This is a genomic window from Pseudomonas sediminis, from assembly GCF_039555755.1.
GTDB lineage: Bacteria > Pseudomonadota > Gammaproteobacteria > Pseudomonadales > Pseudomonadaceae > Aquipseudomonas > Aquipseudomonas mendocina_D.
The window spans coordinates 2,365,843-2,385,481 of record NZ_CP154631.1; the positions used below are offsets into that span (position 1 = coordinate 2,365,843).

At 63.6% G+C, this 19,639-nt stretch carries 20 protein-coding genes; 1 reads left to right on the top strand and 19 read right to left on the bottom strand.

Going from position 1 to position 19,639, the window contains the following annotated elements; all coding sequences use genetic code 11:
* Nucleotides 1-153: 153 nt before the first annotated feature.
* From AAEQ75_RS11265 to AAEQ75_RS11330, 14 genes are read right to left on the bottom strand one after another with little or no spacing between them, the layout of a single operon-like run.
* A complete protein-coding gene (locus tag AAEQ75_RS11265) occupies nucleotides 154-1,401 on the bottom strand; it encodes an NAD(P)/FAD-dependent oxidoreductase (protein ID WP_017363370.1) in 1,248 nt (415 codons plus the stop codon).
* The gene (locus tag AAEQ75_RS11270; RefSeq protein ID WP_343348747.1) at nucleotides 1,388-2,536 is read right to left on the bottom strand and encodes a sodium:proton antiporter; all 1,149 of its coding nucleotides are present in this window, start codon (nucleotides 2,534-2,536) and stop codon (nucleotides 1,388-1,390) included. Before AAEQ75_RS11270 ends, AAEQ75_RS11265 begins: the two co-directional genes overlap by 14 nt.
* Entirely contained in the window at nucleotides 2,533-4,860 is a 2,328-nt protein-coding gene (locus tag AAEQ75_RS11275; RefSeq protein ID WP_343348749.1) for an MMPL family transporter, read from the bottom strand. The genes AAEQ75_RS11270 and AAEQ75_RS11275 overlap by 4 nt, the downstream gene beginning before the upstream one ends.
* Entirely contained in the window at nucleotides 4,844-5,446 is a 603-nt protein-coding gene (locus tag AAEQ75_RS11280; protein WP_343348751.1) for a LolA family protein, read from the bottom strand. Before AAEQ75_RS11280 ends, AAEQ75_RS11275 begins: the two co-directional genes overlap by 17 nt.
* Complete coding sequence (locus AAEQ75_RS11285; protein ID WP_024306669.1) at nucleotides 5,443-5,868, bottom strand: acyl-CoA thioesterase; 426 nt, start codon at nucleotides 5,866-5,868, stop codon at nucleotides 5,443-5,445. The genes AAEQ75_RS11280 and AAEQ75_RS11285 overlap by 4 nt, the downstream gene beginning before the upstream one ends.
* Nucleotides 5,861-7,402, bottom strand: a complete 1,542-nt coding sequence (locus AAEQ75_RS11290; protein ID WP_343348754.1) for an HAL/PAL/TAL family ammonia-lyase — start codon at nucleotides 7,400-7,402, stop codon at nucleotides 5,861-5,863. The genes AAEQ75_RS11285 and AAEQ75_RS11290 overlap by 8 nt, the downstream gene beginning before the upstream one ends.
* The gene (locus AAEQ75_RS11295; protein ID WP_125833643.1) at nucleotides 7,383-8,330 is read right to left on the bottom strand and encodes a glycosyl transferase; all 948 of its coding nucleotides are present in this window, start codon (nucleotides 8,328-8,330) and stop codon (nucleotides 7,383-7,385) included. The genes AAEQ75_RS11290 and AAEQ75_RS11295 overlap by 20 nt, the downstream gene beginning before the upstream one ends.
* A complete protein-coding gene (locus tag AAEQ75_RS11300) occupies nucleotides 8,327-9,073 on the bottom strand; it encodes a glycosyltransferase family 2 protein (RefSeq protein ID WP_343348757.1) in 747 nt (248 codons plus the stop codon). The genes AAEQ75_RS11295 and AAEQ75_RS11300 overlap by 4 nt, the downstream gene beginning before the upstream one ends.
* On the bottom strand, nucleotides 9,066-10,730 hold the full coding sequence (locus AAEQ75_RS11305) for an AMP-binding protein (RefSeq protein WP_343348759.1): 1,665 nt from the start codon (nucleotides 10,728-10,730) through the stop codon (nucleotides 9,066-9,068). The genes AAEQ75_RS11300 and AAEQ75_RS11305 overlap by 8 nt, the downstream gene beginning before the upstream one ends.
* Complete coding sequence (locus tag AAEQ75_RS11310) at nucleotides 10,727-11,272, bottom strand: hypothetical protein (protein ID WP_343348761.1); 546 nt, start codon at nucleotides 11,270-11,272, stop codon at nucleotides 10,727-10,729. The genes AAEQ75_RS11305 and AAEQ75_RS11310 overlap by 4 nt, the downstream gene beginning before the upstream one ends.
* A 4-nt stretch (nucleotides 11,273-11,276) precedes the next feature.
* Nucleotides 11,277-11,543: an acyl carrier protein gene (locus AAEQ75_RS11315; protein ID WP_115292445.1), complete on the bottom strand. Its 267-nt coding sequence runs from the start codon at nucleotides 11,541-11,543 to the stop codon at nucleotides 11,277-11,279.
* Nucleotides 11,544-11,555: 12 nt separating this feature from the next.
* Nucleotides 11,556-11,816, bottom strand: a complete 261-nt coding sequence (locus tag AAEQ75_RS11320) for a phosphopantetheine-binding protein (RefSeq protein WP_013713773.1) — start codon at nucleotides 11,814-11,816, stop codon at nucleotides 11,556-11,558.
* Complete coding sequence (locus tag AAEQ75_RS11325; RefSeq protein WP_343348765.1) at nucleotides 11,797-12,606, bottom strand: lysophospholipid acyltransferase family protein; 810 nt, start codon at nucleotides 12,604-12,606, stop codon at nucleotides 11,797-11,799. The genes AAEQ75_RS11320 and AAEQ75_RS11325 overlap by 20 nt, the downstream gene beginning before the upstream one ends.
* Entirely contained in the window at nucleotides 12,579-13,295 is a 717-nt protein-coding gene (locus AAEQ75_RS11330; protein ID WP_143504481.1) for a beta-ketoacyl synthase chain length factor, read from the bottom strand. The genes AAEQ75_RS11325 and AAEQ75_RS11330 overlap by 28 nt, the downstream gene beginning before the upstream one ends.
* A gap of 247 nt (nucleotides 13,296-13,542) precedes the next feature.
* Between AAEQ75_RS11330 and AAEQ75_RS11335 the strand changes: the two genes are divergently transcribed.
* Nucleotides 13,543-14,313, top strand: a complete 771-nt coding sequence (locus tag AAEQ75_RS11335; RefSeq protein ID WP_143504480.1) for a ParA family protein — start codon at nucleotides 13,543-13,545, stop codon at nucleotides 14,311-14,313.
* A 45-nt stretch (nucleotides 14,314-14,358) separates the two neighbouring features.
* On the opposite strand, the gene AAEQ75_RS11340 is transcribed toward AAEQ75_RS11335, so the two are convergent.
* From AAEQ75_RS11340 to AAEQ75_RS11360, 5 genes are all read right to left on the bottom strand, one after another.
* Nucleotides 14,359-15,156, bottom strand: a complete 798-nt coding sequence (locus AAEQ75_RS11340; RefSeq protein WP_343348769.1) for a universal stress protein — start codon at nucleotides 15,154-15,156, stop codon at nucleotides 14,359-14,361.
* Between the two features lie 122 nt (nucleotides 15,157-15,278).
* Nucleotides 15,279-15,722, bottom strand: coding sequence for a PaaI family thioesterase (locus AAEQ75_RS11345; RefSeq protein WP_343348771.1), 444 nt, complete (start codon nucleotides 15,720-15,722; stop codon nucleotides 15,279-15,281).
* A 143-nt stretch (nucleotides 15,723-15,865) separates the two neighbouring features.
* Nucleotides 15,866-16,300: a thioredoxin TrxC gene (gene trxC, locus AAEQ75_RS11350; RefSeq protein WP_143504477.1), complete on the bottom strand. Its 435-nt coding sequence runs from the start codon at nucleotides 16,298-16,300 to the stop codon at nucleotides 15,866-15,868.
* A gap of 59 nt (nucleotides 16,301-16,359) precedes the next feature.
* Nucleotides 16,360-17,637: a bifunctional O-acetylhomoserine aminocarboxypropyltransferase/cysteine synthase gene (locus tag AAEQ75_RS11355; protein ID WP_179575381.1), complete on the bottom strand. Its 1,278-nt coding sequence runs from the start codon at nucleotides 17,635-17,637 to the stop codon at nucleotides 16,360-16,362.
* Between the two features lie 122 nt (nucleotides 17,638-17,759).
* The gene (locus tag AAEQ75_RS11360; RefSeq protein ID WP_343352370.1) at nucleotides 17,760-19,550 is read right to left on the bottom strand and encodes an SLC13 family permease; all 1,791 of its coding nucleotides are present in this window, start codon (nucleotides 19,548-19,550) and stop codon (nucleotides 17,760-17,762) included.
* Nucleotides 19,551-19,639 lie beyond the last annotated feature (89 nt).

Genomic DNA, 19,639 nt, shown 5'->3' on the forward strand with positions numbered 1-19,639 from the left:
CGATCCTTGTTTAGAACCTATTTACGAGCTAGCGAGCTAGAGCCATACAATGCAGAAGCAGGCGAGGAAGCGGAGTTTACGAGTTGTAAATGAGCATTCCGAGCCTGTTTCTAACGCCGTAGGGCCGACGCGCAGCTGATCGTAAGTAGGTTCTCAGGGTTGGGAGCAAAGTTCTGCGAGCACTCGCAGGCGGCGGCGTGGTTCGGACACGTAGGGATTCTTACCGTCCCAGGCGTAGCCGGCAAGGATCGAGCTGATCATGCGACGAATTTCCGGGGAGGCGTTCTCGTAGTAGATCACGTCCTGGAAGGAACCCTCGTACCAGCCTTCGACGTAGACGCGGAAGGTATCCACGCCGCGTTTGAGCGGGATGGCGAACTCGTTCTCCCAGTCCACCGTTTCGCCACCCAGCTGGCGATGCAGCAGCCCGGCGGCCATGCTCGCCGAACGCATGGCGATGGTTACGCCGGAGCTGAATACCGGATCGAGGAACTCGGCGGCGTTGCCCAGCAAGGCGAAGCCTGGGCCGTGCAGGCTCTTGACGTTGGCCGAGTAACCGTTGATCTCGCGCGCCGGGGTATCCCACACGGCATTGCCGAGCACCTTGCTCAACGATGGGGTCTCGGCAACGAACTGCTTGAGACAGGCATCGAGATCTTTCGGAGAATTCTCGTAGTGCTCGGCTGCGGCGACCACGCCCAGCGAGCAACGGCCGTTGCTGAATGGGATGGTCCAGAACCACACGTCGCGCAGAGTCGGGTGAGTGGTGATGAGGATCATCTCGCGGTTGAAGCCCGAGGCCGGGTCGATGCGATCCTCGATATGGGTGAACACCGCGCGACGGACCGGGAAGGCCGACGGCGTGTCGAGATCGAGCAGGCGCGGCAGCACGCGGCCATAACCACTGCCGTCGAGGACGAAGGCGCACTCGACCTGGTACTCGAAGCCGTCGGCCAGGCGGCGTACCGACAGGCGCGGGCAATCACCACTGAAGTCGGCGGCGAAGATTTCTTCCTCGTAGCGGATCTCCACGCCCTGGCGCTCGGCTTCGTCGGCCAGCAACTTGTCGAAGTCGGCGCGGATTACCTGATAGGTCGAACCCTTGCCCTCGGTGAACTTGTCGCGGAAGTCGAAGCTGGTGTAACGCTCACCCCAGGCGAACGCAGCACCGTGCTTGGTCTGGAAGCCAGCGGCCTGGACGGCCTCGAGCATGCCGGCTTCTTCGACGAAGTCCAGGCAGTGCGACAGCAGGCTCTCGCCGATGGAAAAGCGTGGGAAGCGCTGGCGCTCCAGCACCAGTACGTCATGACCCTTGCGTTTGAGGATGGCGGCTGCGATGGCGCCGGACGGGCCGGCACCGATGACGACGATCTGGCGTTGTTCGAGTTCAGGAGATTTCATAGCGGGTTTTCGCTTCATGATTGGCCGCATGCCGGCCCAGCAGGGCAGGCAGCAGAGTAGAGAACAGACTCATCAGCAGCAGGCCGAAGTACACCGTTGAATCAATCAGCTGGAGCTGCAGGAGCAGGTTGAGGAACACGATTTCGGTCAGGCCGCGGATGTTCAGCAGCAGGCTTTCACGCCACTTGATCCGTGCCGACGCGGCCGGATCTGCCCAGTGCAGACCCAGCCAGCTACCAAGCACCTTGCTGATGACCGGCAGCGCCAGCAGGGTACCTATCACCAGCCAGGACATGTGTTGACCCAGGCCATGGAAATCCACGCGCAGCACGCCGTAAGTGAGAATCAGCGGAACCGCGATGCCATTCATCAGCAGCTTCCAGTGGCGTTGCGCCAATGGCAGGACGAAGGGCTGTTTCAGATAGCCCAGACACAGCATGTAGGCGATGCCGAATACCAGCGCATTCAGTCCAAGCTGCTGAAACAGCAGCATCAGGGCGAAGAACGGCAGGCTGTAGAACAGCGGATGGCGCCGCTTGAGCCTGTGCAGCAACAGGGGCAGCAGTGCCGCCAACAGCGGCCAGAGCAAGGTTGCCGGCTGGCTGCTGCCCTGGGCCAGGCCGAACAGGCTCCAGCACATGAAGTCCATCAGGATTGCCGCGTGCAGCAGGCGTTTGGTGTCGGCGGCCGGGTAGCCGATGCTCTGCAGGAACAGATAGAGCACCGGGATGGCAGTGATGGAAAACAGCAGGCCAATGCCCAGCGCACTCAACCAGCCACGCTCGCCGGGTAGCAGCCATAGCGAGCAGGCCAGGCCCGCCAGCATCGGCACGAGAAAACTCGGCAGGGCGATTTTCACGCAGGCCGGGCTGAGATCGAGGTCGATCACATCACTGAGGATGTAGCCGAGCAGCAGCGCGAAGCATAGGCCGTAGGCAAGCTCCAGCCAGTCGGGCGCCAGCAGGTCGTTGGCACTCAACTGCCAGTGCGGCTCGGCCCACAGCAACAGCAGCGCCGGAATGGCGAGTGCGGCCACCAGCAACTGCCCGACGATGGGTATCAAGCGGCGCCCACCGACGACCGCGACCAGCGCATAGATGGCCAGGGCCAGCAACCAGAACAGGACGACCGTCATGGCTGCTTATCCTTTGCTTGCGCGTCACCTGCCCAGGGGGCGAGGAGGAAGCTGAAGGCCAGGCCGATGCTGATGGCCAGGCCGAAGTTGCTCACCGCAGGCGTACTGGAAACGGCCAGCAGGCCGAACGACAACCAGGTGGTCAGTGCCGACAGCAGCGTGCCGAGCAGGCTGGTGGCGGCGCCGCCGACCCGTTCGCGAATCAGAATGGCGTAGTCCACGCCGATGGCGGTGACCAGCAACAGGCCGAACAGGCTGAACAGGGTCAGCGGCTGGCCAAGCCAGCCCAGGCTGGCCAGGCTGGCCAATGCGGCCAGCAGCGAGACCGCCAGTACACGAGCGGCACCGCGTGCGCCAAAGAAGATCCAGAGCACAGCGAAGATCAGCAGGCAGGAGGCCAGCTTGAGTTCGGCGGCGCTGACTTGCGTGGCGGCGAACAGGCGATTGAGCTCGCCGAGGCGGTCGACCAGTTTTACCCCGTCCAGTCCCTCGACCTGGGCGGCAAGCAGATCGCTGTCGGTCAAGCCTTGCAGGCTGATCAAGCCGGCGACCTGGCCGTCATCGGCGTTGCCCAGCCAGAGTGGCCGCCAGGGCTCACTGAGTGGCGCGGATAGCACCTGCTCGATGGTCAGCGTCGGCAGTGCTTGCAGCTGTTGCGCTTCCTGCTCGATGGCCTCGGCGGGGATGCCCAGTTCGTTGAGTGCAGCGCTATGGCTCGGGAGCTGTGCCACGGCTTGGCGCAGTGCCTCCTGCTGGGTGGCTGGCGCCATCAGCTGGCTCAGGGCCAGATAGCTCTTCAACTGGCCTTGTTCCACCAGCTTGTCCAGGCGTTGGCTCAACGGCTGCTGGCGTTGCAGCAATTGTTCCTCGTCGTCGCCGCGCACCAGAAAGAACTGACTGGTCGGTTGCATGCCGACGATCTGGCTGATGGCTTTCGACTGCTCAAGCAATTGCGGCGGTACGCTGGCCCACTGGCGCAGGTCGTCCTTGTGCGAGAGCTGCAACAGGCCAGCAGCGCAGAACAGGGCGAAGATCAACAGCAGCCAGGGTGTGGGCAGTTTTCGCAACAAGGCTTCGCGCCAGTCGAGCAGGCGCTGTGCTAGGGCATGCGGCGGCTGCCAGGGACGTATCTCGGCCTTGCCGAGCAGGGTTGGCAACAGGAACAGCGTGCTCAGGTAGGCGCCGAGCAGGCCGGCGGCGGAGAAGATCGCCACTTGTTTCAGTGCCGGGAACGGCGTGAAGGCCAGGGCCAGATAGCCGATGACGTTGGTCAGCAGACCGAGGCTCAGGCCAAGAAACGTGGCGCGCAGGGCACGCCAACTATCCCAGGGTTGCAGCGTCCAGCTTTTCGACAGCAGGTGCAGGGGGTAGTCGATGGCCACGCCGATCAGGCTGGCACCCAGCACCAGGGTCATCACGTGGATGTGGCCGAACACCGCGACGCAGGCCGTGAGCCCAGCGAGCACGCCAATGGCCGCGGGGATGAAGGCGAGCAGTACGCGCACCCGGCGAAACACCAGCAGCATCATCAGCAGGGCACCAGCGCTGGCGATGCTGCCCATCACGTTGATTTCGCGAGTGGCTTCGCGCTGGCCATGGGCGGAATACAGCAGCCCGCTGCTGGCGAGCAATTGGCCGCCGCGTGCCTGCACCTCATCACGGGACTGGGCGACCAGATCGTCCACGGCCAGAGCCAGGTTGCCGTCGAAGGCGTCGGCGTTGGTGCGGGCGCGTAGCAGGGCCCAGGTGATCCCTTCGCTTTCGGCGATCAGCGCGCCGCTGAGGTCGACCTGGACATTGTGGTAATGGGGAAGCCCTTTCTCCACCAGGGTGCTGAGGCCGAGCAGATCATCATTGGTGGCAACCACGCCCTGACTGCGGAAGGGGTCGAACAGATCCTGCACCCGTCGCTCGACGAAGGCGGATGGATTGTCGATCAGCAATTGACGGTCGGCAGCCGGCAACAGCGCCAGGCGTTGATCCTGCAGTTGCTGGCGTATGCCGGACAGGTCGGCTTGCGGATCCCACTGCACCTTCTCGAACAGCGCCTGTTGCTGCCAGCGTGTGCCCAGTTCGGCGGCCAGTGCCAGGGCTTGCTCGCGCTGCGGGTGGCTGATCAGCACCAGAAGCTCGCGATTGAGCGGCTCCTGCATACGTTGCACGGCCTGCTGCTCGAGCGCGTCCGGCGTGCCGTTGGGTACCAGTTCCAGCAGGTTGGCCGATACGGGCGCGCCGCCGCGCCACTGCCAGGCAGCGACGGCAACGAGCAGGAGCAGGGCGAGCGGAAAGAGCCGTGAACCCCAGTATTCAACTCTGGAAGTCATGTCGCTCCGCGTCGCTCAGGGACTGATCGGCCTGATTGTCCTCAAGGCGCAGCACGGTGCTGTCGCCCTGAGTTTCCTGCAGCTCGATACGCTGCACCAGCTCACCGCCGGTGATGACGATGGCCTTGAATACCTGCTTGAGCAGAACGCTGCGGGGCGTCAGATCGAGCTGCCAGGCCTCGGCGCTACCGCTCAGGCTTAGTTCGAAATCCTGACGCAGACCGCTGCTGTCGCCCTTGAGCACGGCAAGAAACAGGCGGTTCTGCTGAGCGGTGGCGCTTTGCTGGGCGACGAACTGCCAACCCTGTTCGCTGCGCCGGGCAATGCCTTGCGCGTCGATACGGTAGTCCTGCTGCAATGGGCGTTCGAGCAGCCAGAGCAGGCCATGATCCTTGGCCAGGACGAAGGTGCCGCGGCTGGTCAACGGTTGCGGCAGGGCGCGCAGGTGTTTTTCCTGGATGAAGCTGCCGCGCACCACCTCGGGCTCGCCGAGTTGCTCGCTGAGCTGGTCGAGGTCGAAGGCCAGCGCCAACTGGGCTGTGCCGAGCAGGATGAAGGCCAGAGCTGCACCGAGAAGGCGTTTCACGCGATGGCCCTCTGTACGGCATCGATGAACACCTGGGGTGAGGCGAACTGCATTTCTCGCGTGGCGATCTCCACGGCGACCTGCACGGTGCTGCCGCGGGTCATGCGTTCGCCGGTCTCAGCATCGCTGATCAGGTAGTTGATCTTCAGGCGGCTTTCCCATTCCACCAGGTCGGCGCGCACGATGATGCGCTGGCCGAACTGGGCGCCGCGCACATAGCGTACCTGCAGGTCGATCACCGGCCAGGCGTAGCCGGAGTCGCGCATCTGCCGGTAGTTGTGGTCGAGCTTGTCGAGCAGGGCGCAGCGCGCCTGCTCGAAGTATTTGACGTAATGGCCGTGCCAGACGATTTCCATCATGTCGACGTCATAGAACTGCACCTGCAGTTCGATTTCCGCCTGCAATACGCCCTTGCTACGCATACAGCCTCCAGTGCTGAGTGCGGATGCGCTCCAGGCACAGGCGCAGTTCGCCTTCCAGGGCGCGGTCTTCGATCACCGGCGGGAAATCGCTGGCCAGTTGCTCGCGCATGGCGGCCAGTGGCGCGGGGATGTCCTGCTTGCCTGCCTGCTCGCGCAGCCACACGCCCTGGTTGGCGGCCAGCAGCGTGGCAGCGGCGACCTGTTCGGTCAGCTCCAGGCTGCGCAGAGCATCGCGTGCGGCGATGGTGCCCATGCTCACCTTGTCCTGGTTATGGCACTCGGTGGAGCGCGAGAACACGCTGGCCGGCATCGTGTTCTTCAGCGCTTCGGCAGTCCAGGCGCTGGCGCCGATCTGCACGGCCTTGAAGCCGTGGTTGATCATCGCCGTCTCGACTGGCGCGCCGGACAGGTTGCTCGGCAGGCCGTGGTTGTAGCGGGTGTCGACCAGCAGGGCGAGCTGGCGGTCGAGCAGGTCGGCGACGTTGCCCACCAGGTTCTTCAGGCTGTCCATGGCGAAGGCGATATGCCCGCCATAGAAGTGGCCGCCGTGCAGGGTGCGTTCGGTCTCGGCATCGAACAGCGGGTTGTCGTTGGCGCTGTTTAGTTCGATCTCGATGAACTGGCGCAGCAGGCCCAGGCTGTCGGCCAGCACGCCCAGCACGTGCGGCGCGCAGCGGATCGAATAGCGATCCTGCAGGCGGTGCAGCGGCGGCAGTGGCGCCTCGACGGCCAGATCCTGGCGAATCCAGGCGGCGACCTGGGTCTGGCCCGGGTGCGGCTTGGCGGCGAACAGGCGCTCGTCGAAGTGCTCCGGATTGCCTTCCAGGGCGATCACGTTGAGTGCGGTGATGCGTGTGGCCAGCTTCAGCAGGTAGTCGGCGCGGGCGTAGGCCAGGCAGGCCAGGGCGGTCATCACGGCGGTGCCGTTCATCAGCGCCAGGGCCTCTTTCGGGCGCAGGGTCAGCGGCGTCCAGCCGAGTTCTTCATGCACCTCGGCGGCGCTGCGACGTTCGCCCTTGTACAGCACCTCACGCTCACCGCTGAGGGTGGCGGCGACGTAGGACAGCGGAGTGAGGTCGCCGCTGGCGCCGACCGAGCCTTCTTCCGGGATCAAGGGCAACACGTCGTGCTCGATGAACGCCTGGATACGCTCCAGCAGTTCCACGCGCACCCCGGACACGCCGTGGCACAGCGACTGCAATCGGGCGGCGAGCACCGCGCGGGTACTGGGGGCGTCGAGCAGTTTGCCCAGGCCACAACCGTGGAAGGTGAACAGGTGCTGGGGCAGCGCCTCGACCTGATGCAGCGGCACCGCGACCACGCAGGAGTCGCCGTAGCCGGTGGTGACGCCGTAGATCACGCCTTCCTTGTCCAGCAGGGTGTCGAGGAAACGTGCGCCCTTGGCGATCTTTTCCCGGTAGGCGGCATCGTCCTGCAGCTGGGCACGGGCCTGGTGCTGCGACAGGGCTACGATGTTCTCGATGGTCAGGGCGCGCTCGCCGAAGATCACCGGCTCAGGCTGGTATGTCGTCATCTCGCTTCCAGAAAGGGTAGAAGTTGAACCATTGTTGCGGTGCGTCCAGGCAGTGTTCGCCCAGGCGCTGCGCGTAACGTTGTGCCCAGTCGTGAACCACCTGATCGCGCTCGCTGCGCTTCCAGCTCACGGCATCGGCGAAGTGTTCCAGACGCACCTGGTAGCGCCCATCGATCTTCAGGCAGTGCATCAGCCCGACCGGGCATTGCAGCAGGCCAGCCAGCAACCAGGGACCTTGCGGAAACGCTGCCGGCAGACCGAGGAAATCGACCACCACGCTGCGCCCGCCATGTAGCGGCACGCGGTCGCCAGCGATAGCCAGCCACTCGCCGCGCTCCAGGCGCTCGGCCAGTTGCAGCATGATCGCCGGGTCCAGTTCGCTGACTTGAATCAGGCGCAGGTGGCTGGCGCCGGACTCACCCAGCAGGCGGTTGAAGCGCTCGGCGTGCTTGGTGTGCACCAGCACGTTCATGCATACCTGCTCGCCGAGTTCGGCCAGGGCGCGGCAGACTTCCAGATTACCCAGGTGGGCGCCGACCAGCAGGCGTCCGCGACCACCGCTATGCAGTTGGCCGCGGATGTCGTCGGGATCGTCCAGTTGCAACTGCTGCAGTGGCAGGCGGCCGTTCCACACATCGAGCTTGTCCAGCAGGCTATCGGCGAACGCCAGGAACTGACGCAACACAGAGCTGCGGCTTGGGCGCAGATCGGGGCGTGCGCTCCAGGCGGCCAGGTTGTTCTGATACTGATGAATGCTGGTGCGTGCACTACGGCCGAAGAGGTAGAAGTACAGGACGATCAGGTACAGCAGCGGTACCAGGGGGCGGCGGCCAAGCAGGCGCGCGGCCGCGACGGTGAAACGCATCAGCAGGAAACTGCCGCGCTCCTTCTGCCGGGCCCAGTGCTCGTTTTGTTCGGCAGCGCTCATGCGACCAGCCTGCGCCAGAGAATGCGTGGCGCGCGCAGCAGCATGCCGAAGAACAGCCGGGCATGCATGCCCGAGATCAGCAGGTTGTCGTGCCACAGGCGAAAGTGCGAGAGGCCGTCGGCCGGGTAGTGCACCCGCGTTGGCAACCAGTGCATCGGCTGTTCACGCCAGGCCATGCGCACCAGTATCTCTGTGTCGAAATCCATGCGCCGGCCGAGCTTCACCGTATCGAGGAGGGCCAGGGTGGCCGGTAGTGGGTAGATGCGAAAGCCACACATGGAGTCGCGAATCTGCAGCGACAGGCAGTTGATCCAGACCCAGACATGGGTCAGGTAGCGGGCGTAGAGGCGTGACTTGGGCACGCTCGCATCGTATTGCGGGTAACCGCAGACCAGCGTTTGCGGATGAGCGCGAGCGGTGGTGATGAAATGATCCAGGGTGCTCAGATCGTGTTGACCATCAGCGTCTACCTGCAGGGCGTGGCTGTAGCCAAGGCGCGCGGCCTCGCGCAGGCCGGCCATCACCGCGCCGCCTTTGCCCTGGTTGCTCGGCAGGCGTAGCAGGTGAATGTTCGGCTGCTGCGCCAGTTCATCCATTACCGCAGCGCAGGCCGTGTTCGAGCCGTCGTCCACCAGCAGGCATGGCAATCCAGCGCTGCGCAGTTGCCCGACCACGCCGGGCAACGGCCGCTCGTGGTTGTATACCGGGATCACCGCGCAGGGATTGAAGTCTGGCTCAGCCATGGGCCGGCTCCAGCAGAATGCGCCCTGAGGAACAGGCAGCCTCGCCATTGCGGTAGGCGAAATACAACTTGCCGCGTTCGGTGTCGAAACGCAGCGACAGCTGCAGGGTGTCGCCGGGGCGCACCAGTTGCTGAAACTTGAGCACTTCCATGCCGGCGAAGCGCGGCGGCAGATGTTCGATCACCTGGCGCGCCAGTTGCTGCGCCCAATCGACCTGCACCACGCCCGGCAGTACCGGCGTCTGTGGGAAGTGGCCGGTGAAGTGGGCAAGGTCCAGTGGCACCTGCAGTTGCAGCAGCCATTCGCCGTCATGCTCTTCGGCGCTGGCTGGCTCTACCCTCGTTGGTCGTGGCGCAGCCAGCAGGTCGTCGATCTGGCTCTGCGCCAGCTTGCCCTGGCTGCTGTAGGGCAGTTCCAGCAGCAGACGCCAGCGGCGCGGCAGGGCGATGGTTTCGCAGTGTTCGGCCAGGTGTCGGCGCAGGGTTTCGGTCACGGTACGGCGGCCCTGGTTGCGCAGGGCATGCACGCCGTTGGCGCTCAGCGCCAGCAAGGCCCCGAGGTAGGCGCGACCCTCCTGAACGACACCCAGGCGGGCATCGGCAACCCAGTCATGATTGACCAGTGCCTGCTCGATCATGGGCAGGGAGATGCGCTTCTCCTCCAGTTTGACGATGCGATCCAGTCGTCCGCGCAGGACGAAACGACCGTCGTCACCGATCTCGGCGGCATCCGCGCTCTGTTCGATATGTCCGGCTGGCAAATATGGCGAGGCGATGCGCAGGGCTCCGGCCTCATCCAAGCTCAGTTCGACGCCGGTGAACGGTTGCCAAGGCGTGTCACCCTGGCGCCAGCCGATACCGCCGGTTTCCGAACTGCCATAGATTTCCGTCGGCCATTGGCCCAGACGGTCATGCAGGGCCTGCGCTGCTTCGGCGGGCAGGGCGCCGCCGGAGGAAAATACCTGTTTCACGCGGCTCAGCGCCGGCCAGTCGAGGTTGTCGCCCATGCGCTTGAGCAGGGCAGGGCTGGCGACCCAGACGAAATGGGGCTGACTGAGGCTGACCTGCTGCAGGTCTTCAGGGAATGGCAGGGCGCGGCTGTGCACCGGGCGACCGGCGCAGAGCGGCCAGAGCAAGCGGAACAGCAGGCCGTAGATATGCTGGCAGGCGACGCTACCAAGCACGCAAGCCTGGCCCAGGTGTTGCCCCCACAAGTGCTCCAGGGCTTCGAGTTCGTTGGCCAGTTGCGCCAGGCTCTTGTCGATCAGCTTGGGTTCGCCGCTGGAGCCCGAGGTGCACAGGGTCAGGCGGCACTGCTCGGGGTCGAGAGCGGCGGCGGGCAGCGCCTCGGCGTCCAGCCCTGCCAAGTCGTCCAGCCACAAATCGACCTGGGCCGCCAGCCGCTGGCGTGTCTGCGCCTGGGCATCGGCCGGCAGCAACACCTGCACCCCGGCGCGCCAGGCTCCGAGCAGGGCGATGGCCAGCTCACCAGCATCTTCCAGATACAGCGCCACGCGTCGTATGCCTTGCGTTTGCAGGGCAGCAGCCAGGCGCAAGGCGCGCTCACGCAGCGCTGGATGAAACAGCGCGGGCTCCAGGGTCACCTGGCGCTCGGGCTGAGCCTCCAGCAACAGATCGGAGAGGGGCAGCCAAATCATTCGTGTTTCCTTACCTGCTGGCGGATCAACCATTCGCCAGCGAACAGCAGGCCAATAAGGCCATAAGAAATAAAGCCGGTGTACAGCGTCCACCAGGAGAGCGGCGCCCAGGCCGCGAGAGCCATCAACAGGAAGGAGTTGCCGAGAAAGAACAGGGTCCAGACCAGAGTGACCTTGCGCGTGTAGCGCACGGCGACTTCCGGCAACTGCGGCTCGCGCAGGCGCGCCAGGCGCTCGACCAGCGGTGGGCCGAACTTCAGGCTGAGGCCGAACAGGGCCAGCAGCATCAGGTTGAGTAGTACCGGGTACCAGCGCAACAGGGCCGGTTCGTCCGCCAGGCCGAGCATCAGGCAGAACGCCAGGGCAGCAGCGGCCAGCCACAGGCCCCCGGGCCGGCGACGGGCAGTCAGCGCACGGGCGAGCCAGAGCCCGCCCAGCAGCGCAGCGAACAAACGTGGCGACCAGTGCTCCATGCCGTAATAGACGGCGAAGGGATAGAGCACGCCGGCTATCAGCAGTAGCAGGCCAAACAAGCGAGCCATTTGATCAGGCTTGAGCCTGGGGCGCTTCGTTGATCAGGCGGTATACGGCTTCGACCACGTCACCCACGCTGCGCACGCTCTTGAATTCCTCGGCGGCGAGCTTGCGGCCGGTCTGACGCTTGATGTGGTCGATCAGGTCGACAGCGTCGATGCTGTCGATTTCCAGATCTTCATACAGGCTGGCTTCCAGGGTGACGCGCTCGGCATCCAGTTCGAACAGCTCCACCAGGGCGCTGCGCAGGGTGACGAAGATTTCTTCGCGGCTTTGCATCTGGAGTAATCCTCAAGCGGTTTGCTGGGCGGAAACGAACGCAGCCAGGCTCGCGACATTGGCGAAGTGCTTGCGAGTGTCCTTGGCTTCGGCGTCGATCTTGATGCCGAAGCGCTTCTGGATCGCCAGCCCAAGCTCCAGCGCGTCCACCGAATCCAGGCCGAGGCCTTCTCCGAACAGCGTCTGTTCCGCGCCAATGTCGTCGGCGCTCATGTCCTCGAGGCCGAGGGCATCGATGATCAGGTTCTTGATTTCACGTTGCAGATCGCTCATCTGAGGCGAGCTCCTTCATAAAGTGTTGATGCAGATGGTCGTTGAGCTTGCGCGAGGCAATCGGCAATGGGGCCTGCTCGGTGAATTGCCGCGGGTCGATATCCTCCCCGACCCGCAGGCGAAAGTGAAAACGGCGCGACGGAATGCTGTACCAGGGCTCGGCCTTGGTCAGGGTCGTCGGTGTCACGCTGATCACCACGGGGGTAACCACGCTGGCGCCGCGTACCGCGATTGCAGCTGCACCGCGGTGAAACTCCGGGTTGGTGCCGGGCACCGTGCGGGTGCCCTCCGGGAAAATGATCAGGGTCTCGCCGCTTTGCAGGGCGCCGGCTGCTTCGTCGAGCATGTCCATGCTGCCGCTGTTGCTGATGTACTGAGCGGCGCGAATCGGGCCGCGCATGCAGGGGTTTTCCCACAGGCTCTGCTTGACCACGCAGTTGGCGTCGCGGATGAAGGCGATCAGCACGACCACGTCGATCAGCGAGGGGTGATTGGCGATCACCATCTGGCCGGGACGGCCCAGGCGTTCGGCGCCCTCCACCTCATAGGTGAGTACACCCGTGCGGAACATGAACTGCACGAATACGCGGAAGGTCCAACTGACCACTGCACGCGCCCGGGTGCGGCGCTGCAGAACATCGCCAGGCAACAGGCCAAGCACAGGGAAAACCAGCACGCGCAGCAGCACGCCGCCGACCCCGAAGAGGGCGAAGCTCAGTGCCGTCGCGACAAGCCTCCATGCATACGGCGGGCTATAGGGGCTCAGTCCTCGTTGCGTGACCAGGTCCATTGGCGGTCTTTCCAGTAATGAGTCAGCGTTCGCTGCCCGCCATGGTAGGCGCGCAGCAGGTTCAGAGGGTGTGGCCAGGCGGCAGGTAAGCCGGATTCGGCGGGAGCGAGGCTCAAGGTCCAGGTTGTGCCCGGTTTCAGCAGCAGAGCCAGCGCGTAGGAGAAGGGTACGTCATCTATATAGGGCGTGTAGAGGTCAGGCGGTAATTCCTCTGTGACGACCAGCAAGACGCCGGGGGCACCCTCGGCAAGTAGCCCGCCGGCCTCGAGCATGGCTTGCTCCAAACCGTCTCCTGTCGCAGCCATAGCAGTCATCTCGCTGCTGTCCTCACGCAGGATCGACCACAGGCCGATGATCGCGTTGTGCACGGAGAGGCTGAACTGGGTGGGCGACAGCGGCTCGCCTTTGGCGAGTTCGGTAAGAATGGCAAGCGTGCGCGGCGTTTCGCCGTGGCGCGAGGCGAACACCAGGGGGAGTGGGCCTTGCCCTTCGGCCAGGGGCCAGGCGACATGGAACAGCATGCGCGCCAGCCGGCTGAGGCGGCGGCGTTGCATGGCAGGCAGAAAACTCACGTCCGGCTGTTGCTGGTCGTCAGGCACGACCACAGGGGCGCTGCACCAGGCACGCCAATCATCCTCTGACTCCAGGCCGGGGGCCCAGGCGCGCAATCCTTCGATCTGGAAATTCATAGCACGAGGCTTTTCGCCACTCCGGGCATACGGGTCGGCACGACAATACGCCTGAAAGAGAGGTCAATCAGCGTCCATGGCATAGTGCCGGTATCTGTTCGGTCGGGCATTATCTAGATGCGCACGGCACTGTGCAAATGTTGTGCAGCCTCTTCTGATGGGCGGATGATGGCGTTGTGGTCTGCTTCTCGTGTCTGTCATGGGCTTTGCATAGAATCCACAGTATTCGAAATCAGGGAGAGCGGCGATGCGACGTGTGGTGTTCAACCAGAAGGGTGGCGTGGGCAAGTCCAGTATCGCCTGCAATCTTGCGGCAGTGAGTGCGGCGCAGGGCTACCGTACGCTGCTGATCGACCTGGATGCTCAGGCCAACTCGACCCATTACCTCACCGGGCTGACCGGCGAGGAAATTCCCATGGGCATTGCCGATTTCTTCAAGCAAACCCTGTCGTCCGGGCCGTTCGCCAAAAAGGGCAAGGTCGATATTTACGAAACTCCCTTCGACAACCTACATGTGGTCACGGCCACGGCCGAACTGGCCGAGTTGCAGCCCAAGCTTGAGCAGAAGCACAAGATCAACAAGCTGCGCAAACTGCTCGACGAGCTGGCCGAAGACTACGACCACATCTACCTGGATACGCCGCCAGCGCTGAATTTCTATACGGTTTCCGCCTTGATCGCGGCCGACCGTGTGTTGATACCCTTCGACTGCGATAGCTTCTCGCGCAATGCCCTTTACGGCCTGCTGGCCGAGATCGAAGAACTCAAGGACGACCATAACGAGGCGCTGGAAGTGGAGGGCATCGTGGTCAACCAGTTCCAGCCACGTGCGACGCTGCCGCAGCAGTTGCTGGATGAGCTGATTGCCGAAGGGCTGCCGGTGCTGCCGGTGAACCTGATGAGCTCGGTGAAGATGCGTGAGTCGCATCAGGTGTGCACGCCGCTGATCTATCTGGATGCACGGCACAAGCTGACCCAGCAGTTCGTCGAGCTGCACGATCTGCTCAATCAGGCTTGAAGGTTTGTCAGCGATAAATCAAGGCGCCCGTGGGCGCCTTGTTCGTTAGCGCACCACGAAAACGTCGCAGGGCGCCTTGTGCAGGAAGTGCTGTGCCAGGCTGCCCAGCAGTGCCTGGGAGAAGGCGCTGCGGCCATGGCTGCCGAGTACCAGTAGTTCTGCTCGACGCGTCTTGATCTGCTCTTGCAGGCTACGCAGGATGCCACCCTGCAGCACCTCGTGGCTCAGCTTGGGACCTTCGGCCGGGAGCTTCTGCGCTTCGTCATGCAGTAGCTGATCGATCAGACCTTGCTGGGTCTGCAGCTGCAGTTCGACCTGTTGCTGCGTGCCCTTGTCCGGTTCGAATACATGCAGGGCATGCAGTTCGGCATCGCCAGGCAGCAGATGATAGGCCTGGCCCAGAGCGCTGCAGGCGCATAGGGAAAAGTCGATGGCGGCCAATGCCCGTTGATACGGCTGGAAGTCGTTGCGGGCGACCAGCAGCAGTGGCACGGTGCAGCGACGAGCGATACGGTCGAGGCTGGTGCCGGAGAAAAAGTCATGGCGCTGATGGTGGCCGCCCAGTACCAGCAGGTCGCAACCGCTGTCCTGAACCTGTTGCAGGACGACCTCCGACGGCTTGCCGCTGAGCATGCGCAGCTCGGTGCCGGGCGGGGCGTATTGGGTCAGGCTGCGATCCAGCGCCTGGCGCGCTTTCTCATGCTGGTCGCTGCTCTGGCCCGGGTCGAGCACATGGAGCATGGTCAGCCGGGCGTTATGCTGCTTGGCTAACTGGGTGGCGCGGCACAGTGCCATATCGGCAGTGTCGCGCAGGTCATGGGCGATAAGAATGTGCTTGAACATGGTGACGGCTCTCCTGCCGATACCCTTCGGCAATTTTATTGTGCCTGTTCAGATAGCCGCTCTTTTGACCTATGGCAAGGTCGGGGACTGTTACCGATTGCAAATGCAGGCAGCGGCGCCATTCAGCGTAAACGCAATTGGTAGTGGCCGCGACTTTCTGCGACCACTTCGCCGCTGCCGTCGGTCAGCTGCAATTCCAGCAGATATTCGGCCTTGCCCTGTAGGATCGCTTGTTCTTCCAGGCGGGCGATCTCCTCGGTCGAGAGGCGCGCCTCGACCTGGATATCACCCGTGGCGGGGCGACGAAAACGCAGGTTCATTTCCTTGATGATGGGATAGAAGCGCTGGGCGTCGAAGCTGGTCAGAAACAGCGCGCCGCCGGGTATTTCCGCAAGGGTGAAGAGGGCGCCGGCGTACATGCTGCCGATATGGTTCTGGTTGCCTTGCAGGGGCATGCGCAGGCGCACGAATCCAGGTTCCAGCACTTCGGCCTTGAGGCCGCTGCGTTTGACGAAGGCGATCTGTTCTTCGGTGAGTTGGCGGGCGATTTCAACGGGCAGCGGCATGACAAAACTCCTTGGGCGGGCGTTTTGCCAGACTAAGGGGCCGATGGCGCGCTGCAATTGACCGCAGTGCCCGTAGTGACTGACCGAAGCGCTCAAGAGCTCCAGCCACATAGCCCGGATTGCATCCGAGCTATAGGTGCATCCTAAATGCCCTGTTGGCGCAGCCAGGCCTGCAGTTGCGGTAGCGGCATGGCACCACTCTGGCGGGCGACTTCGATGCCTCCCTTGAACAGGATCAGGCTTGGAATGGAGCGGATGCCCAGTTGCCCGGCCAGATTCGGGTTGGCTTCACTATCGAGCTTGCCCAGGCGGCAGCGTCCCTGCAGTTGCACGGCGGCCTGCTGGAAGGTCGGGGCGAAGGACTGGCAGGGGCCGCACCAACTGGCCCAGACATCTACCAGTAACGGCAGGTTGCCCTTGAGTTGGCTGGCGAAATTAGCCTGCGTGAGGGTGATGGGTACGCCTGGCAACACTTCGCTCTTGCAGCGACCACAGCGTGGGGCGTCACCCAGGCGTTCGGCGGGAATGCGGTTGAGCCCATTGCAATGTGGGCAGGGGATCAGCAGGGGATCGCTCATTTTTCGGCTCCAGCGGCTATGACACCAATCTGGAGCCGAAAACGCCGCTTTTCAAGCGATCAGCCGCGTGCGGCTTCGAGAGCCTGGCTCAGGTCGGCGAGGATATCGTCGATATGCTCGATGCCGATGGACAGGCGCACCATGTCGCGCGGTACGCCGGCCTTCTGCAATTCTTCGTCGCTGAGCTGGCGGTGTGTGGTCGACGCCGGGTGGCAGGCCAGCGATTTGGCATCACCGATATTGACCAGGCGCACCACCAGTTGCAGCGCATCGATGAAGCGCGCTCCAGCCTCCTGCCCGCCCTGGATGCCGAAGGAGAGGATCGCCGCCGGCTTGCCGCCGAAGTAGCGCTGGGCTAGTTCGTGTTCGGGGTGATCGGCCAGGCCGGCGTATTTGACCCAGGCCACTTGCGGGTGGCTTTGCAGATACTGCGCGACTTTCAAGGCGTTCTCGGTATGCCGCTCCATGCGCAGGGCCAGGGTTTCCAGGCCTTGAAGGATGAGGAAGGCGTTGAACGGCGACAGCGCCGCGCCGGTGTTGCGCAGTGGCACTACGCGGCAGCGGCCGATGAACGCAGCAGGGCCGAAGGCTTCGGTGTAGGTGACGCCGTGGTAGGAAGGATCGGGCGTGTTGAGCAGCGGGAAGCGCGCCTTGTTGTCGGCCCAGGGGAATTTACCGGAGTCGACCACGATGCCGCCGATGCTGGTGCCATGGCCACCGATGTACTTGGTCAGTGAGTGCACGACGATGTCCGCGCCATGTTCGAAGGGACGGCAGAGAATCGGCGTGGCCACGGTGTTGTCGACGATCAGCGGCACGCCATGACGGTGTGCGGCGTCGGCCAGGGCCTTGAGGTCGACGATGTTGCCGGCTGGGTTGCCGATGGATTCGCAGAACACCGCCTTGGTGCGCTCGTCAATCAGTGCTTCCAGTGCGGCGATGTCATCGTGCGCGGCGAAGCGGGTCTGGATGCCGAAACGCGGCAGTGTATGGGCCAGCAGGTTGTAGGTACCGCCGTAGAGCTTGGCCACCGAGACGATGTTGTCGCCGGCCTCGGCCACGGTCTGGATGGCATAGGTAATGGCGGCCATGCCGGAGGCCACGGCCAGTGCACCGACGCCGCCTTCCAGCGCCGCCACGCGCTCCTCGAGCACGGCGTTGGTCGGGTTCATGATGCGCGAATAGATGTTGCCGGCGACCTTCAGGTCGAACAGGTCGGCGCCGTGCTGGGTGTCGTCGAAGGCGAAGGAGCTGGTCTGGTAGATCGGTACCGCCACTGCTTTGGTGGTGGGGTCCGGATCGTAGCCAGCGTGGATGGCGAGTGTTTCCAATTTCATGCGCGCGTTCCTTCAGGGCAGATTGAAAGGATCGCAGCATGGATAAAGCGACAAGGTCCGGTCAATGCGCAGGCGCAATGAAACGGGCCTTGGGTTAGAACATTGTATTCGCAGCTTATGCCTTAGACCGGCGTCAGCGGGAAGAACCAGGGGATTACCAGCGTTGCTACGCCCCACAGCAGCAGATTCAGGGGAATGCCAATTCTCATGAAATCGGTGAAGCGATAACCGCCGGCGTTGTAGACGAAGGTGTTGGTCTGGTAGCCGATCGGGGTGGCGAAGCTGGCGCTGGCGGCGAACATCACCGCGACCACGAAGGCGCGTGGATCGACGCCCAGGTGCTGAGCCATGCCGATGGCGATGGGCGTCACCAGTACCGCCACCGCATTGTTGGACAGCATCTCGGTGAGGATCGAGGTGAACAGGTAGATGAAACTCAGCATCAATAGTGGTCCGGCCCAAGGCAGCCAGCCCATGACATTCTCCACCAGCAGCTTGACCAAACCGACCTTGTCCATGGCGATGCTGATGGCCAGCATGCCGAAGATCAGGCTGAGAATCTTCCAGTCCACCGCCTTGTAGGCGTCTTCCACGTCCAGGCAGCGGGTGGCCAGTACCGTGACGGCGCCGATGATCGCCAGGCCCTCAATGGGCATCACGCCAAAGGCAGCCAGCAGCATCACGGCCAGGGTCGAGATGATCGCGATGGGCGCCTTGTCGCGGCGGAAGGCACGCTCCTGCACAGCGTTGAGGCTGATCAGTTCGCCGTTGTCGGCGAAGCGTTTGATCTGCGCAGGTGTGCCTTCGACCAGCATCACATCGCCGAACTGCAGCTCGAAATCATCCAGGTTGCCCTGCACGTTCTCGTCCTGGCGGTGCACGGCGAGCACAGCGATGCCGTAGCGCGCAGTGAGGTCGAGGTCGCGCATCGGCCGGTGGCTGTAGCGCGAGTTTCGCCCGACGATAGCCTCAGCGAGGATCACGTCGTGGCTGCTGATGGTTTCGAAGGCATCGCCACGGTTGAAACTCAGGTGGCCGCTCTCGCGCAACTCCACTACATCCTTGACCTGGCCATGCAGTACCAGACGGTCGCCGCTGGCGAGCAGCGTTTCGGCACCCGGCTCGGTCAGCTCCTGTTCATCGCGGAACAACTTGAGCACTTGCAGACCACTACCACCGTTAAGGTTGGCCTCGTGCAGGGTCTTGCCAATCATCGGTGAGTCGTGCGGCACCAGCAGTTCGGTCATGAAGGTGCGTGACAGATCCGGGCGCAGCTGGCGTGACAGGGTCTCGCGTTCCGGCAGCAGGCGATGACCGATGGTCAGCAGGTAGAGCATGCCGCATGCGGCCATGACCAAGCCGACACCGGTGATTTCGAAGATGCCAAAGGGCGCGAGGCCGGCCTTGCGCGCGACGCCATCGACCAGAATGTTGGTCGAGGTGCCGATCATGGTCAGGGTGCCGCCGAGGATGGTGGCGTAGGACAGCGGGATCAACAGCTTCGACGGCAGGGTGCCGGCGCGGCGCGCCAGGGCGATGGCCACCGGGGTGAGGATGGCCACCACTGGTGTGTTGTTGAGGCAAGCGGATACCACCAGCGCGGTGACGGTGAGGCCAGTGAGCACGCGAATCGGGCTGGTGCCTACCAGATTGCCCAGCCAGTTGCCGAGAGCGTCGATGCAGCCGGTACGCTCCAGCGCGGCGGAGAGCACGAACATGCAGGCGATGGTCACGGGGGCGGAGTTGGACAGCACGCTGAGTACTTCGCCCGGCGTCAGCAGTTGGCTGACCAGCAAGGCGGCCACGGCGATGGCGGCGACTATGTCCGGGCTCCATTTCTCGCGAACGAAGGCATACAGAACCCAGGTCAGCAGGGCGCCGACAAACAGCAGAGGCAGGGAATCCCAGAACATGAACATCCTTAGATCCTGCATGTGATTCAGGTGGCTGGCGCTGCGTTTGGGCTCGCGGCGCTGGCTGACGAATCAGGGGCAGAATCTTT